Annotated in this window: 14 protein-coding genes and 1 pseudogene; 7 read left to right on the forward strand and 8 right to left on the reverse strand. The window is 75.7% G+C overall.

Features of this window, described 5'->3' with window-relative positions:
• Positions 1-1,152, forward strand: a 1,152-nt coding sequence (locus tag IE321_RS37455; RefSeq protein WP_190226195.1) for a serine hydrolase domain-containing protein, incomplete at its 5' end; no start/stop codon positions are given.
• A 20-nt stretch (positions 1,153-1,172) separates the two neighbouring features.
• Here the strand turns inward: IE321_RS37455 and IE321_RS37460 are convergent.
• The 5 genes from IE321_RS37460 to IE321_RS37480 all read right to left on the reverse strand — a co-directional run bounded on the left by IE321_RS37460 (position 1,173) and on the right by IE321_RS37480 (position 5,886).
• Positions 1,173-2,324, reverse strand: a complete 1,152-nt coding sequence (locus tag IE321_RS37460) for an aminopeptidase P family protein (RefSeq protein ID WP_190226196.1) — start codon at positions 2,322-2,324, stop codon at positions 1,173-1,175.
• A 142-nt stretch (positions 2,325-2,466) separates the two neighbouring features.
• The gene (locus tag IE321_RS37465) at positions 2,467-3,426 is read right to left on the reverse strand and encodes a DUF1444 domain-containing protein (protein ID WP_190226197.1); all 960 of its coding nucleotides are present in this window, start codon (positions 3,424-3,426) and stop codon (positions 2,467-2,469) included.
• 107 nt (positions 3,427-3,533) lie between these two features.
• Entirely contained in the window at positions 3,534-4,067 is a 534-nt protein-coding gene (locus tag IE321_RS37470) for a tetratricopeptide repeat protein (protein ID WP_043226411.1), read from the reverse strand.
• Positions 4,068-4,110: 43 nt separating this feature from the next.
• The gene (locus IE321_RS37475) at positions 4,111-5,193 is read right to left on the reverse strand and encodes a serine/threonine-protein kinase (protein ID WP_190226198.1); all 1,083 of its coding nucleotides are present in this window, start codon (positions 5,191-5,193) and stop codon (positions 4,111-4,113) included.
• Between the two features lie 57 nt (positions 5,194-5,250).
• The gene (locus tag IE321_RS37480; protein ID WP_190226199.1) at positions 5,251-5,886 is read right to left on the reverse strand and encodes a nucleoside/nucleotide kinase family protein; all 636 of its coding nucleotides are present in this window, start codon (positions 5,884-5,886) and stop codon (positions 5,251-5,253) included.
• A 143-nt stretch (positions 5,887-6,029) separates the two neighbouring features.
• On the opposite strand from IE321_RS37480, the gene IE321_RS37485 reads away from it, so the two are divergent.
• Together IE321_RS37485 and fusA are read left to right on the forward strand one after the other, a co-directional pair.
• A complete protein-coding gene (locus IE321_RS37485) occupies positions 6,030-6,467 on the forward strand; it encodes a VOC family protein (protein ID WP_043226413.1) in 438 nt (145 codons plus the stop codon).
• Between the two features lie 282 nt (positions 6,468-6,749).
• Positions 6,750-8,753, forward strand: coding sequence for an elongation factor G (fusA, locus tag IE321_RS37490; protein ID WP_190226200.1), 2,004 nt, complete (start codon positions 6,750-6,752; stop codon positions 8,751-8,753).
• A 123-nt stretch (positions 8,754-8,876) separates the two neighbouring features.
• Here fusA and IE321_RS37495 read toward each other — a convergent pair whose 3' ends face one another.
• The gene (locus IE321_RS37495; RefSeq protein ID WP_190226201.1) at positions 8,877-9,176 is read right to left on the reverse strand and encodes a DUF6342 family protein; all 300 of its coding nucleotides are present in this window, start codon (positions 9,174-9,176) and stop codon (positions 8,877-8,879) included.
• Between the two features lie 337 nt (positions 9,177-9,513).
• Between IE321_RS37495 and IE321_RS37500 the strand changes: the two genes are divergently transcribed.
• Positions 9,514-10,299 carry an SDR family NAD(P)-dependent oxidoreductase gene (locus IE321_RS37500; protein ID WP_190226202.1) on the forward strand — a complete coding sequence of 262 codons (786 nt, stop codon included), beginning with the start codon at positions 9,514-9,516 and terminating at the stop codon, positions 10,297-10,299.
• 62 nt (positions 10,300-10,361) lie between these two features.
• On the forward strand, positions 10,362-10,721 hold the full coding sequence (locus tag IE321_RS37505) for a hypothetical protein (protein ID WP_190226203.1): 360 nt from the start codon (positions 10,362-10,364) through the stop codon (positions 10,719-10,721).
• A 31-nt stretch (positions 10,722-10,752) separates the two neighbouring features.
• On the opposite strand, the gene IE321_RS37510 is transcribed toward IE321_RS37505, so the two are convergent.
• The gene (locus IE321_RS37510) at positions 10,753-11,523 is read right to left on the reverse strand and encodes a hypothetical protein (RefSeq protein WP_190226204.1); all 771 of its coding nucleotides are present in this window, start codon (positions 11,521-11,523) and stop codon (positions 10,753-10,755) included.
• 111 nt (positions 11,524-11,634) lie between these two features.
• Positions 11,635-12,300 carry a mycothiol-dependent nitroreductase Rv2466c family protein gene (locus IE321_RS37515; RefSeq protein WP_190226205.1) on the reverse strand — a complete coding sequence of 222 codons (666 nt, stop codon included), beginning with the start codon at positions 12,298-12,300 and terminating at the stop codon, positions 11,635-11,637.
• Between the two features lie 90 nt (positions 12,301-12,390).
• On the opposite strand from IE321_RS37515, the gene IE321_RS37520 reads away from it, so the two are divergent.
• Positions 12,391-12,999: a GNAT family N-acetyltransferase gene (locus tag IE321_RS37520; protein WP_190226206.1), complete on the forward strand. Its 609-nt coding sequence runs from the start codon at positions 12,391-12,393 to the stop codon at positions 12,997-12,999.
• Positions 13,000-13,128: 129 nt separating this feature from the next.
• Positions 13,129-14,637: pseudogene (locus IE321_RS37525) on the forward strand (hypothetical protein); the annotation flags it as partial.

Below are 14,637 nucleotides of genomic sequence, written 5' to 3' on the forward strand. Positions count from 1 at the left end.
CCGTCGGCCTCCGTCGCCGCCCCGGCACCCGCTCCCCGGCACGGCTCCGAGGCGTGCGCGCGCACGCCCGGCCCGCTCTCCGGGGACGCCCGGCGCGTCCTCGACGTCGCCCGCAAGGCCCGGAAGGACCTGCGGCTGAACGCCGTCCTGCTGCGCGTCACGGTGGACGGGCGGGAGGTCGTCACCGGGGCGCTCGGCGAGTCGATGACGGGCGTCCCGGCCGAGCCCGACATGCGCTTCCGGGCCGGTTCCGTGGCCTTCGCCCACATCGGGACGGCCCTGCTGCGGCTGGTCGAGCAGCGCCGCGTCCGCCTCGACGACACGGTGGAGCGCTGGCTGCCGGAGGTCCCGAGGGCCCGCGAGATCACCCTGCGGATGCTGGCGAACAACACCTCGGGCCTGCACGACTACGTCACCGACCCGGCGTTCGGCGCCGAGCTGTCCACGCACCCCTTCAAGGCGTGGACGCCCGACGAGCTCCTCGCCTTCCCCTTCTCCCACGACTTCTGGTACGACCCGGGCACCAACTGGAGCTACTCGCACGCCAACTACCTGCTGCTGAGCCGGGCCCTGGAACGGATCACCGGCACCCGGATCGACCACCTGGTGCGGGAGCTGGTGACCGGCCCGCTGGGGCTCGACGCGACCCGGAACTCCTTCACGCCCGAGATCCCCGCCCCGGCGCTGCACGCCTTCACCTCGGACCGGGGGTTCTACGAGGAGTCCACCTTCTGGAACCCCTCGTGGACCACCGGCCCGGGCGCGGTCATCACCAGCACCGTCTGCGACATGGCCCGCTCGGCGCGGGGCATCGGCAGCGGCGAGCTGATCGGCCCGCGCTCCTACCGCGTCCTGCTGGACCCCGGGACGGTCGGACTCGGCACGCCGACGAAGACCTGCCCGGCCTCGATCTGCCTGAAGCAGACCCCGGAGCGGCACTTCGGGCTCGGGGTCATCGTCTCCGGCGGCTGGCTGCTCCAGAACCCGTCCTTCTCCGGCTACGCGGCGCTCCAGGCGTACCTGCCGTCGAAGCGGCTCGCGATCGCGGTCTCGGCGACGAAGACGGCGACGACCGCCGACGGGAACATGGCCCAGGTGGTCGCGGGCCGGATCGCCGCCGCGCTGGCCCCGGAGGACCCGCTGGTGCCCTGATCCGCCGGGGACGGCCGCCGCTACTCGACGAGCGCCATGGTGTGCGGGGTGGCGTTGAAGCGGCGGCCGGTGCCGTCCTCGGTCATGGTCACGATGTCCTCGATGCGGACGCCGAAGCGGCCCGGGAGGTAGACGCCCGGCTCGATCGAGAAGCACATGCCGGGGACGACCGGCCGCTCCTCGCCCTCGATCATGTAGGGCGGCTCGTGGGTGGTGACGCCGATGCCGTGGCCGGTGCGGTGGATGAAGTACGCGCCGTAGCCGGCGTCCGTGATGACCTTCCGGGCCGCGCGGTCCACGTCCTGGCAGGCGATGCCGGGCCGGACGGCCTCGAAGCCGGCCTGCTGGGCCTCGCGGACCAGGTCGTGGACCCGGCGCTCCTCGTCGGTCGGCTCGCCGACGTGGACGGTGCGGGTGGTGTCGGAGCCGTAGCCGTACTTGAGCCCGCCGAAGTCGAGGACGACCATGTCGCCGCGCTCGATGACCCGCTCGCCGGCCTCGTGGTGCGGGTTGGCGCCGTTGGGTCCCGAGCCGACGACGGTGAAGTCGACCTGCGAGTGGCCGAACTCCATGAGCAGCCGGGCCAGGTCGGCGGCGACCTCGGTCTCCCGGCGGCCCGCGAACCGCACCTTCAGGATCTCCTCGTACGCCCGGTCGGCGGCGGCCCCGGCGGCGGCGATCCTGGACAGCTCGTGCGCGTCCTTCACGGCCCGCAGCATCGGCAGGGCCTCGGTGAGGGAGACGTACGAGGTGGACGGCACCGCCTTCTGGAGGCCGAGGAGGTGCATCGCCCAGGCGTTGTCGCTGACGCCGAACCGGCCGTCGGCGTCGAGCAGGGGCGCGGTGACGGCGTAGGGGTCCTTGCCGTCGGTCCAGTCGCGCAGGGTCAGCGCGGGCGCGCCGACGGCCTTCTGCGCGTCGGGGGCCTCCAGGGTGGGCACGACGAGGACCGGGTCCCGGCCGGGGGCCAGGACGAGGACGGTGAGCCGTTCGGTGATCGCGGTCGGCTGGTAGCCGGTGAGGTAGACCAGGTCCGGGCCGGGGGCGACGAGCACCCCGGCGAGCCCGGCGTCGGCGGCGGAGGCGGCCGCCCGGTCCATCCGGGCCCGGTAGTCGTCGGCGGTGAAGGGGGTGGGGGCGTCGCCGGCGGCTTCGGCGGGGGTGCTCGGCATGGGGTCTCCTTCGCCGCGGCGCGGACGGGCGGGCGCGCGGGCGGACGGTGATCGGGGCGGGCGGCGGTCGGTCGGGCGGTGGTCGGGCGTCCTCCAGCATCCTGCCCGCCGGGCCCGTCCGCCGCGACCGCTCGGCGGTCCGTCAGCGCGGTCCGGGCCCCTGGGCGATCAGCCGTTCGAGCAGGTCCTGGAAGTCGTCGCCGACGACGATCCGCAGCTCGCCGCCGTCCTCGTCGTGCTCGCTGAGCTGGGTGAGCGTGCCGCCCCGCCACCAGAAGACGTAGGGGCTGATGGCGCCCGGGGTGTCCTCGTACTCGGAGGCGGCGAAGGCGGCCATCGCGCCGAGCGCCGGGATGATGGTGGTGTCCCGGATGGGGTGGAAGGCGATCTGGTGCCGGAAGGGCAGGGCCACCAGGGCGCCGTGCTCGCCGAGCGGCAGCCCGGTGACCCGCTGGGCCAGGGCGTCGAGGTCCAGGACCCGACTGGCGGTGTAGAAGGAGTCGCCGACGACGACCTCGAAGGACATGCCGTCGGCGTCGCGGACCGTCTCGTGCTCCTCGACGGGCAGCCCGCGCAGGTTCTTCAGCGCGCGGGCGCGCAGCTGCGCGGGGTCGCCGAGCCGGTCGAGGGCGTCGTCGGTGAGCATCATGACGCTCTCGGGCAGGTCGAGCGCCAGCACCTCGTACAGCCCCGGGGCGAGGGTCCTGGCGTAGCCGAAGGCGCCGGGGTCGATGCCCTCGCCGTTGACGACCCGGGGGTAGAGCTGGGCGCGGATCTGGTCCGGCGGCAGCGTGTCGAGGGCCGAGGGGCCGTCCAGGGTCCGCACCACCAGGGTGACGTGACGGCGGATCAGGTCGGGCCAGACGCGGGGTCCGCGCCGGTCGCGGTGGCAGACGGCGGCCAGGTTGCCGAGGCCGAAGCGGCGCTGCCGGTCGTCCTGCACGGAGGAGGCGTAGACCGTGACCTCCAGGCCGAGTTCGGCGAAGGCCTCGCGGACGGTGGCCCGGAAGAGGGCGGCCTCGCGCTCGGAGAAGTAGGCGAACTCCGGATCCCTCGGCGCTTCCTCGCCGTCCCGCCTGGGCCTTCTGCGCAGCCACCCCACGTCGCCCGCCTTCCGTCGCCGTTGCGTTCAGCCTAGCGAGTGGGGCACGGCCCTCACCGGCCCCCCGGAGAAGTCACCCGGTCTCACGCCGGTGCGGCCGGAAGCGGTCAGGAGCCGTCGGGCGCGGTGAGGAGGGCGCGGGCGTAGTGGGCGAGGGAGCGGTTGTAGCGGGGCAGCAGCGGGGCGAGCGCGCCGAGGGCCAGCGAGGCGGCCTCCCGGTCGCGCCCGGTGTCGGCGAGCGCGAGCGCGAGGAAGGCGTCCACGGCCGGGGCGAGCGCCAGCTCGTCGGCGTCGAGGCGGTCGGCGGGCAGGTCCCGCTCGGCGGTGAGGAGTTCCACGCTGCGGTCGGGCCGGCCGAGGTTCCGCAGGCTGCTCGCCAGCTGGATGACGGCCCGCCGGCGGCGCAGCCCGGTCAGCCCGAGGTCGAGGGCCCGCCGGTAGTACCGGACGGCCTCCACGGGCAGCCCGGTGGAGTCGTGCGCGGCCCCCCGCTCGAAGACGGCGGCGGCGTCCTCGTCGCCCCGCTCCCCGGCGAGCTCCGCGATCCGCTCCCGGAACTCCTCGGGCCCGTACGCGTCGATCCGCTCCCAGAGGGCGGCGACCCGCTCCTCCCACCCCGCGTTGCCCGCCTCGTCGCTCATGCGGCCACCCTACTCACCGCCGGGGCGGCGGGGCCCGAAGGCCCTAGTCCCCGCCGCCGCCCTCGCCGCCGTCCCCGCCCCCGCCGCCGCTGTCCCCGCCGTCGCCGCCTCCGGAGTCGCCGCCCGCGCCGCCGTCGGAGCCCCAGCCGTCGCCGCCGCCGGACTCGTTGTCGGCGCCGGAGAAGCCGCGGTTGCGGAACCAGGGGCGGGCCCAGTCGGTGTCCAGGGCGGCCGGTTCGTACCCCTCGCGGGGGCGCCACTGGGCGGGGAAGCGGGCCAGGCCCGTGGTGTCGCCGAGGCCGAAGGCGGTGGCGAAGGCGTGCGCCATGACGGCGTCGAGCGGGTCGACGGTCTCGTGGGCGACCGGGGACAGCGGCAGCAGCAGCTCGTCGACGCCCGGGGTCTCCCGGCGGCGCGGCGGGCGGGCGAGCAGCGCGACCCGCCGGCCGTCGCGGAGCAGCCAGGAGCTGGTGGCCCCGTACCGGCGCAGCTCCCACAGCTGTCCGGGGAACTCCGCCTCGACCACGCTCTTGGACTTGCGCAGCCTCCGGTGCGTCAGGCGGACCGCGGCCGCGGTCCCGCCGACGGTGAGCGTGAGTCCCCGGGACGGGTCGGGCTCGTCGGGGTGGAAGCCGTACGGCGCCCGTATCCGGACGGCGGGGGCGCCCGGGCCCCAGACGTCGACGCGGACGAGCCGCCGGTCCACGGCGACGCTCACGTTCCCGGCGGGGCCGGGCGCGGTGCGGCGGGCCAGCCACAGCGGCACGGCCTCGGCCGCGGCGCGGCGGCGCAGCTCCTCGACCCACGCGGGGCCGCCGCTCAGCCGGACCGCCAGCTCGCCCAGCTGCCGGGCGAAGTCGGCGGCGCGGCGCACCTTGACCGGCGTGCTGGTGCCGGAGACGCGGACGACGGGCACGACACCGGGCCCCTCCTCCAGCCGGGCCAGCGGCCGCTCGGAGCCTCCGCCGCCGAGCCACTGGCCGCGGAGGTACGCCTCGGCCGTCGCGGCCAGGTTCAGCTCGCCGAGCGGGGTGGACCGGCCGCCCCGCCGCAGCTCCGACTCGGTCAGCCGGACCGTCCGGGCCAGCGGGTTCCACGACTGCTCGTCGTACAGGACTTCGCTCACGACTCCCCCTCCTCGTCCTCGCGGACCTGATGACCGCGCCTCATGGTGACCGACCGGTCAGCCCATGTTCACCACGCGGTCGGCGCGGTCGCGGTTGCGGGCGATCAGCCGGGCGTTGGCCTCGTCGGAGCGGGCCACCCACGCCTCGGCCTCGGGGCGGCCGCGGCCGAAGGCGACGTGCCGGGCGACCAGGCGGGGGACGCGGAGGCGGTCGGGCAGGTCGAGGTACCAGACCTCGTCGAGGAGCGGGCGGACGGCGGCCCAGCCGCCGGCGTCGTGGAGGAGGTAGTTACCCTCGGTCACGACGAGCGGGGTGCCGGGCGGGACGGGGATCGCCCCGGCGAGCGGTTCCTCCAGGGCGCGGTCGAAGGCGGGGGCGTGGACGACGGTGCCGGGTTCCGGGGCGCGGAGGCGGGCGAGGAGGGCGGCGTACCCGGCCGCGTCGAAGGTGTCGGGGGCGCCCTTGCGGTCGGCCCGGCCGAGCCGGGCCAGTTCGGCGCCGGCCAGGTGGAAGCCGTCCATGGGCACGAGCACGGCCGCCCCGTCCAGCCGCTCGACGAGCCGCGCGGCGAGCGTGGACTTCCCGGACCCGGGCGGCCCCGCCAGCCCCAGCACCCGCCGGCGTCCGTCCCGCGCGAGCTCCCGCGCCCGCCCCAGCAGCTCCTCGAACCCCTGTGCGTCCATGCGGGGCATTGTCCCACCGGGCGGGGCCGGGCCCCTCGGGTCACCCCTCCCCCGACCCTCGTACCGACCCTCGCCGGGTCGAGGGTCGGGCCGGTGCCGACGCGGGTCTACGCGGGTGGGTGCCCGCCCTTTCCGCGTATTACGTTGGGGTTATGCCGTCCATCGCACTCGTCACCCTCGTCGTCCGTGACTACGACGAGGCCATCGCCTTCTACACCGACGCCCTCGGCTTCGCCCTCGTCGAGGACACCGACCGGGGCAACGGCACCCGCTGGGTCGTCGTCCGGCCGCACGGCGCCGCCGGGGTCGGCGGGCTCGGGAACGCCGGGCTGCTGCTCGCCCGTCCCAAGAACGACGAGGAGGAGGCCGCCGTCGGCAACCAGACCGGCGGCCGGGTCGGCTTCTTCCTCCACACCGAGGACTTCGCCCGCGACCACGCCCGGATGACGGCCGCCGGGGTGAAGTTCCTGGAGGAGCCCCGGCACGAGCCGTACGGCTCCGTCGCCGTCTTCGAGGACCTGTACGGCAACCGCTGGGACCTCCTCCAGCCGGCGGAGGCCGCCGCGGGGGGTTCGGCGGACGCCGCCTGAAATTCGGTGTCGGCCGGGCGGGCCCGCTCCCTAGACTCGCCGCACCGCGCACCACCGGGTGTGCGGTGCCGTCGTCGAGTCCGACCGGAGGGGAGCCGACCGTGCGTCATCCGTACGCCGCCGTCGCCCTCCCCCGCGCCCGCCGCTTCGACGTGATCCTCGCCTCTTCCGCCTGCCGGTGACGGCTGCGCGCCCGTCACCGCAGGCCCGTGCCGTACGTCCCCGACGTACGCCGGGAATCGCGCTGTCCTGTGTCCGCACAGCAGCGAAAGGCACGACACCGTGCGCTCCCTCCCGAACCTCCGCGTCCGCAACCTCGGCATCCTGGCCCACGTCGACGCGGGCAAGACGACCGTCACCGAGCGGATCCTCTTCCTGACCGGCGCCGTCCACAAGCGGGGCGAGGTCCACGACGGCACCACCGTCACCGACTTCGACCCGCAGGAGCGCGAGCGGGGCATCACCATCTCGTCCGCCGCCGTCAGCGCCTCCTGGGACGGCCACCGGCTCGCCGTCGTCGACACGCCCGGCCACGTCGACTTCTCCGACGAGGTCGAGCGCGCGCTGCGCGTCCTCGACGGCGCCGTGGCCGTCTTCGACGCGGTCGCGGGCGTCGAGCCGCAGAGCGAGACGGTGTGGCGGCAGGCCGACCGGCACGGCGTGCCCCGGATCGCGTTCGTCAACAAGATGGACCGGGCGGGCGCCGACCTCGACGCGACGGTCGCGGCGATCCGCGCCCGCCTCGGCGCCGTCGCGCTCCCCGTCCAGCTGCCCGTCGGCCGCGAGGACGGCTTCCGGGGCGTGGTGGACCTGGTCCGGATGAGGGCGTACGTGTGGGACGGCGGCGGCCGCGTCGAGACCGAGGTGCCCGCGCGGCTCCGGGAGGAGGCGCTGCGCCGCAGGCGGGACCTGGAGGAGCGGGTGGCCGAGCTGCACCCGGACGCCCTGGAGGAGTTCTGCGCCGACGGCGCCCTCTCCGACGGGACGCTCGCGCGGGCGCTGCGCGCGCTCACCCTGGCCGGCACGGCCGTGGTGGTGCTGTGCGGTTCGGCGTACCGCGACCGGGGGGTGGAACCGCTCCTGGACGCGATCGTCGCCTATCTGCCCGCCCCCGCCGACCGGCCCCCGGTCGGCGGGAGGGAACGGGCGGCCGATCCGCACGCGCCGCTCGTCGCGCTCGCCTTCAAGGTGCACGCGACGCCGACCGGCCGCATGACCTATGTCCGCGTCTACGAGGGCGCACTTTCGAAGGGGGACACCGTGCTCGACACCGCCACCGGACGGACGGAGCGGATCTCGCGCGTGCTGCGCGTGCAGGCCGACCGCACCGCCGAGGTGTCCGTCGCCCTCGCCGGGGACATCGTCGCCGTCGTCGGACCGAAGACCGTGCGCGCCGGAGCCACCCTGTGCGCTCCGCACGCCCCGGTCGTGCTCGAACCGCCGGTGACGGCCGCCCCGGTGGTCTCGGTGGCGGTGGAGGCGCGCCGGAGCACGGACACCGGCCGGCTCTCGGCCGGACTCGCCCGGCTCGCGGAGGAGGACCCGTCGCTGGTGGTGCGGACCGACCCGGAGACCGGCCAGACGGTGCTGTCCGGCCTCGGCGAGCTGCACCTGGAGGTCGCGGTGGAGCGGCTGCGGCGCGACCGGGACCTGGAGGTCACGGTGGGGCGTCCGCAGGTCGCGTACCGCGAGACGGTGGTGCGGGGCGTCACCGGGCTGCTCCACCGGCACGTCAAACAGGACGGCGGCGCGGGCCAGTTCGCCCATGTCGTCCTCGACGTCGCGCCGCTCGGAGGAGAGGAGGAGTTCGCCTTCACCTCGACGGTGACGGGCGGGCGGGTGCCGCAGGAGTACGTCCGGGCGGTCGAGGCCGGCTGCCGGGACGCGCTCGCCGACGGCCCGCTCGGCGGGCATCCGGTGACGGGCGTCCGGGTCACGCTGACGGACGGGGCGACCCATCCGAAGGACTCCTCGGAGCTCGCGTTCCGCACGGCGGGCCGCTCCGCCCTGCGGGAGGCACTGCGCGCGAGCGTGCTGACGCTCCTGGAGCCGGTGGCCGAGGTGACGGTCACCGTCCCGGCGGAGTCCGTCGGCGCGGTCCTCGGCGACCTCGCGGCCCGCCGCGGCCGGATCACGGACTCGCGGGTCAGGGGCGGCACGTCGGTGGTGACGGCGACGGTCCCGCTGGCCGAGCTCTTCGGCTACGCGACCCGCCTCCGCGGCCGCACCCAGGGCCGCGGCACCTTCACCACCCGCCCCGCCGGGTACGAGCCCCTGAAGGCCTGAGCCCGGGGCCCGGTCCCGTACGGCCGACGGCGGTCGTACGGGACCGGGCCGCCGAGCCGTCACCCGTGCTCCGGCCCGTCGGGGGGCGCGGTCGCCCGTGGCGGCCGCGCCCCCGGGGCCGTCCTAGTAGCCGAGGTCCTTCTGCTCGGTGATCAGACGGCCGGCGATGTGCAGGTTCCCGTCGGAGTCGAGCACCGCGATGATCTTCTTCGTGGAGCCGTGGTGGGTCGTGAAGTAGATCTTGTCCGCCTCCTGGGAGGTGGAGTGGTTCGTGTTCACGGACAGCTCGATGCTCACCGGGGAGCTGATGAGCACGTCCTTCTTCGGCGAGTTCGGGTAGACCTGGTTCGGTCGCAGCTTGACGCGGCCGTGGGTGTCGCCCTCGTCCCAGTCCGACGCCACGCCGAGATCGATGTCAGCCATGCGATGTCCCCTCCGGTTCCGGTGGAAGAACTTTGTGGCCCGGGCCGCCACAGGACGCCCCGAACCGAGCCCAGAACCTACGCAGTTCGTTCACACGACGGCATCGCTCCACGCGAATATGACTGAATTTCCACCCGGTTCGTCGCGAATCGACACTCCCGGCACCAGACCTGGCGAAACGCCCGAAAAGTGTCTGGACACGTTCCTGTCGCGGCCGACGCGGCGGGGCGGGGACGGCGCGCGTCGGGGGTGCGGGGGCGTGTGCCAGGATGCGGGCGACCGGGCCGCCTCCGCACGGGCGGGCCGGGGTCGACACGACGCGCGAGGAGCACCACCCATGGCCACCGAACCCGACGGATACCTCTCCGGCCTCTTCTCCCTGGAAGGGCGCACGGCGCTCGTGACCGGCGGCAGTTCCGGGATCGGCCGGGCGATCGCGGGCGCGCTGGCCGGGGCCGGGGCGCGCGTGGTGGTCCTGGCGCGCAAGGAGCCGGAACTGGCCGCGACGGTCGCGGAGCTGACGGCCGCCGGCGGCGAGGCGGCCTGGGTGAGCGCCGACCTGAGCACCCGGGACGGGATCAGGGCGGGCGCGGAGGCGGCGGCCGGGGTGTTCGGGGAGCCGGACGTCCTGGTCAACTGTGCCGGGATCAACCTCCGTCCGCCCTTCGGCGAGCTGGGCGAGGAGGTGTGGGACACGACGATGACCGTGAACCTGGAGGCGCCGTTCCTCCTCGGGCAGCGCTTCGGGCCGGGGATGGCCGAGCGGGGCTACGGGCGGATCATCCACGTCACCTCCCAGCAGGCGCACCGCGCGTTCGTGCAGAGCGGGGCGTACGGCGTGTCCAAGGGGGCGCTGGAGTCGCTGGCCCGCTCGCAGGCCGAGGCGTGGTCCCCGTACGGCGTCACCGCCAACACCCTGGTCCCCGGCTTCGTGATGACCCCGCTGAACCAGCGGCTCTCCTCCGACCCGGAGAAGGTCGCCGCGCTCGCGGCCCGCACGATGACGGGCCGCAACGGTCTCCCGGAGGACTTCGCCGGCGCGGCCGTCTTCCTGGCGAGCCCCGCCTCCGCCTATGTGACGGGGCACTCCCTCTTCGTGGACGGCGGATTCTCCGTCCACTAGGGCGGGTTCGCGGCATACGCTGGCCGGGGCCACGACCGTGGCCGGACGAGGGGGGCACATCCATGCCGTACGAGACCGGCGCGAAGGTGCGACTGGCCAGGGACGTGCGGGTCACCGGGGAGGGAACTCCCGGTCCGCTGTCCCTGGCCGAGGGCCTGGAGGGCTTCGTGGAGGGCTTCACGAAGGGGGCGCCCTTCGGAGGCATCGCCCAGAGTGCGCTCGACGAGGTCGAACGGATCACCCGGGCCGGCCAGTTGACGGGCTTCTCCGCCGCCATGATGGACCAGGTCCGCCGGCAGGTGACCCGGCACGCGGCGGCGTACACACCCCCTGGTGCCGGGGACCGGACCGGGTACAAGGTGCGGTTCGTCAACGGGTTCGTCCTCGACAGTGTCGACGAGGACGCGCTGACCCGGGCCTGACCGCCCGTCACCGCCGCCCGCCCGGTCGCGCTCAGGCCGGGTAGGCGATCGTGCCGAGCGGCGGGCAGGGCAGCAACACCGCTCCGGCGCCCGGGCGTTCGACGAAGGCCCGGGCCTCGGCGGCCCGCTGCCGGCGGGAGTCCGACGCGTCGGCGTCCCAGGCGTCGCGCCGGGCGCGCACCGGGTCCCAGGGGCCGTCGATGAGGTCCAGGGCAGTGTTGCCGCCGCTGCGCCGGAACTGGGCCTTGAGGGCGACCCGCTGGAGCGCGGACTGGGTGACGGACAGGTCGAGGCGGGTGACCAGGACGCCGGGGGTGTGCGGCGCGCGGGTCGGCATGGGGGCCTGCGGGAGCGGGGACACCCCGGTGTCGAGGCGCCCGATGTCGTCGACGCTCGCGTCCTGCGCCTCCCGCGTCATGATCTGCATCTCCTGGTGCAGCCAGAGGACTTCGTCGAGGTCCCCCTGGGTGATCCGCATGCGCTGGTAGAGGGCCTGGAAGCGGGGATCGCCGTGCAGCGGGCGCAGCGGGGCGGAGTGGAGCATCACGCAGTCGTTGAAGCCGTGCGCCACCGCGGCGTCGAGCCGGAGGACCGCCTGGTCCGCCCGCCCGTGCGCGAGGTCCAGCACGCCGAGGCACGTGTGGCCCACGGCGACCAGCCACGCCCCGTCGGGCCCGAGCGCCGTGCCGCGCGCGACGACGTCCTGGAGGCCCGCGGCGCCCGCCGGGGACGGGCCTTCGGTGAGGAACCCCACCAGCAGGTCGTGCGCGCGGGCGGCCAGCGAGTGGACGGTGTCGGCCATGGATCTCCTCGGACCTCGACGGTGGAGAGCGACGGGGCGCCGGCTTCTCCGGAGGCCCCGTGGACAGGACGGACGGACGCGGCGGTCAGTTCCGGTCCCGGCCCGGTCGCCCTAAGCGAAGGAGAGGCTTCCGGTGCGCTCGCGCTTCAGCTCGAAGAAGTGCGGCTGCCGGGCCAGGACCCTCACCGCGTCGAGGAGTTCCGCGGCCTCCTCGCCGCGCGGGATCGCGTCGAGCACGGGGCCGAAGAACGGGACGCCGTCGAGGTGGAGGGTGGGCGTGCCGACGTAGCGGCCGGAGGCCGGGTCCGTGCCGGCGTCGTGCCGGCGCCGCAGGGCCTCGTCGTGGGCGTCGGTGTGGGCGGCCCCGGCCAGCTCCGCGGGCAGCCCCAGCTCCTCCAGGGCCTCGGCGACCACCCGGTCGAAGTCCTTGTCTCCGCGCTGGTGGATGCGGGTGCCGTACGCGGTGTAGAGGGCGCCGAGGATCTCGTCCCCGCACCGCTCGGCGACGGCCACGGCGACCCGCACCGGGCCGAGCGACCGGTCGACCAGTTCCCGGTACCAGCCGGGCAGTTCGTTGCCCTCGTTGTGCAGGTACAGGCTCATCACATGGAACCGGACGTCGAGGTCGCGGAGCCGCCGCGCCTCCAGGATCCAGCGGGAGGTGATCCAGGCGAACGGGCAGGCGGGGTCGAACCAGAAGTCGACCCGGGTGCGGGTGGGGCCGGCGGTGGCGGCGGGGACGGAGGTGCGGGGGTGCGGGGCGTGGTCGGTCGTCATGGGGACAGCCTGCCGGGCGGGCGACCCGGGGATGTGGGCAACTCGGGGCCCTTCTCCGTGGGCCAATCCCCCCTGTGCTTCGATGCCACGATGACGCACGCGCCCCGCACCCCCGCGCCCACCTCCGCCCCGACCCCCTCTCCGCCCCCCGCCCCCGCCCCCTCTCCGTCCCCCGCCCCCGCCCCGCAGGCCCTCCTCACCGTCCGGCCGCGGACCGAGGGCGACCTGGACGACTGCGTACGGCTCCTGAGGGAGATCCACGAGCGGGACGGCTATCCGGTGAGCTGGCCCGAGCGGCCGGCGGCCTGGATCACGCCTCCGACCTTCCTCGGCGCGTGGGTCGCGGAGCTGGACGGTCGGGTCGTCGGGCACGTGGGCCTGGCGGGGGCGCGCCCGGACGACGGGGCGCCGGCCGAGTGGAGCGGCCGCACGGGGCAGGACGCCTCCGCGTGCGCCGTGGTCAACCGGCTGTACGTGGCGCGGTCGGCGCGCGGCCGTGACCTCGGCGCCCTGCTGCTCGCCGCGGCCGTCGCGGCGGCCCGCGGGCGGGGGCTGCGCGCCGTGCTGGACGTGGCGGCGCACGACACCGCGGCGGTGGCGCTGTACGAGCGGCTCGGCTGGCAGCTGCTCGCCGAGGTCGAGCAGGAGTGGGGGCCGCACGGCATGGTGCCGGTCCGCTGCTACGCGAGCCGCCCCTGACCACCACCCCCCACACCCTCCGCACTCACTCCGGCACCCTGGGTGACCTCGGGAAAGGGCCTGCGCGCCGCTGTTTCTTCTGCTGGGATGGACCCTTGCTGAAGACGGCACGAGCACGAAGGACGGGGGATGCGACGGGGCTTCGGTGAACAACTCGGCCTGCCCGGCGCCCTCGGATCCTTACCCCTCGCCCCCCTCGCGCGCGAGTACCAGGAACTGATGGAGCGTCAGCTGGAGGCCGGGTTACGCTACGCCGGCGAGGCGCTGACGGACCCTCAGGAGGCGGCTGCGGGGGACTCCTTCGTCTCCGTCCTGGACGGGGTGGCCCTGTGCACCCCGCGTCGGCGCCGGCTCGTCGACGAGGCCGCCCTGCGCTCCCTCGCCGACGCGCGGCCCGCGCGGGCACCGGTACTGCGCCTCCTCGCCGGGATCCGGCGGCACGACCCGGCGCTGCTCCGCCGGGTCCTCCTCTACCAGCTCCTCCCCCTCCTCCGGCAGGGCGCCACCGGCCTCGGACTCGACCCCGCCGAACACGGCCTCCTCGCGAAGGCCGCGCGGACGCTCCCGGTCCTCGACGAACCGCGGCGGACCGCCGCCGAGGCCCTGGCACCCCTCTGGTCCCGGCGCCGGCTGAGGGCCTGCGCCCACGCCCTCGCCACCCTGGGCCCCGAGGTGCTGCGCGCCGACCCCCGGCTCGCCGGCCTCGACGCCCGGCTGCGCCGGCTGCTGGCCGACTGCGACCGGACCCTCGCCGCCGCGGCCTCCGGCACCGACCCGGCCGAGGCCGAGGCCGGCTACCTGCGCGTCCTGTCCGTCGCCTCCGACGACGACGAGGCCGTGCGGGGCCTGATCCGGCTCGGCACGTCCTCCGCCGCCGACGCCCCGCTGACCGCCCGGCCCGCCGCCGGCGGCCGGATCGCCCTCTCCTGGCCCGCCCGGCCCGGCACCCACTGGCGGGTCCTGCGCGACGGCCCCGGCCTCGGCCGCCCCCTCCCGGTGCCCGGCGCCACCGGGACCGCGTCCACCGCGATCGACACCGACCCGCCGGTGGGCCTCCGGGTGCGGTACGCCGCCTTCCCCGTCGAGGACGGACGGCCGACCGGCGCCCCGCTCGTGTCGCGGCCCCTGCTGGTCGCGCCCGACGCCGAGGAACTCGCCCTGGACGACGGGCCCGGCCGGATCGCCGTCCGCTGGCGACGGCCCCGTACCGCCTCCGCGTCCGTCCTCACCCTGACCGGCCCCGGCACCGGCGCCGCAACGGTCCGGCACACCGTCGACCGCGCCGAGGAACACGTCTTCACCGACCTCGAACCCGGAACCTACGCCTTGGTGCTGACGACACGTCACCCGTCCCCGGACGGCGGGACGGTGGACTCCCCCGGGGTCCGGCGGACCGGCACCGTGCACGCCTGGCCCCGCCCGCTCACCGCGCTCACCGCCGAACCCGGCCCCGAGGACGGGGTGCGCTTCACCGGGCACGGCGGCGAGGGCTCCGAGGTGCGGCTCGTGACCTGGCCCGAGGGGACGGCGCCCGCGCCCGGCACCGAGCTGCGCACCGCCGCGCTCCCCGCCCCGCTGCCCTGGGCCCGCTACGGCGCCGCCGACCGCGCCACGCCCGACGGGGCCTTCGCCGGCCTC

This window comes from Streptomyces hydrogenans (assembly GCF_014656075.1).
In the GTDB taxonomy this organism is placed as follows: domain Bacteria; phylum Actinomycetota; class Actinomycetes; order Streptomycetales; family Streptomycetaceae; genus Streptomyces; species Streptomyces hydrogenans.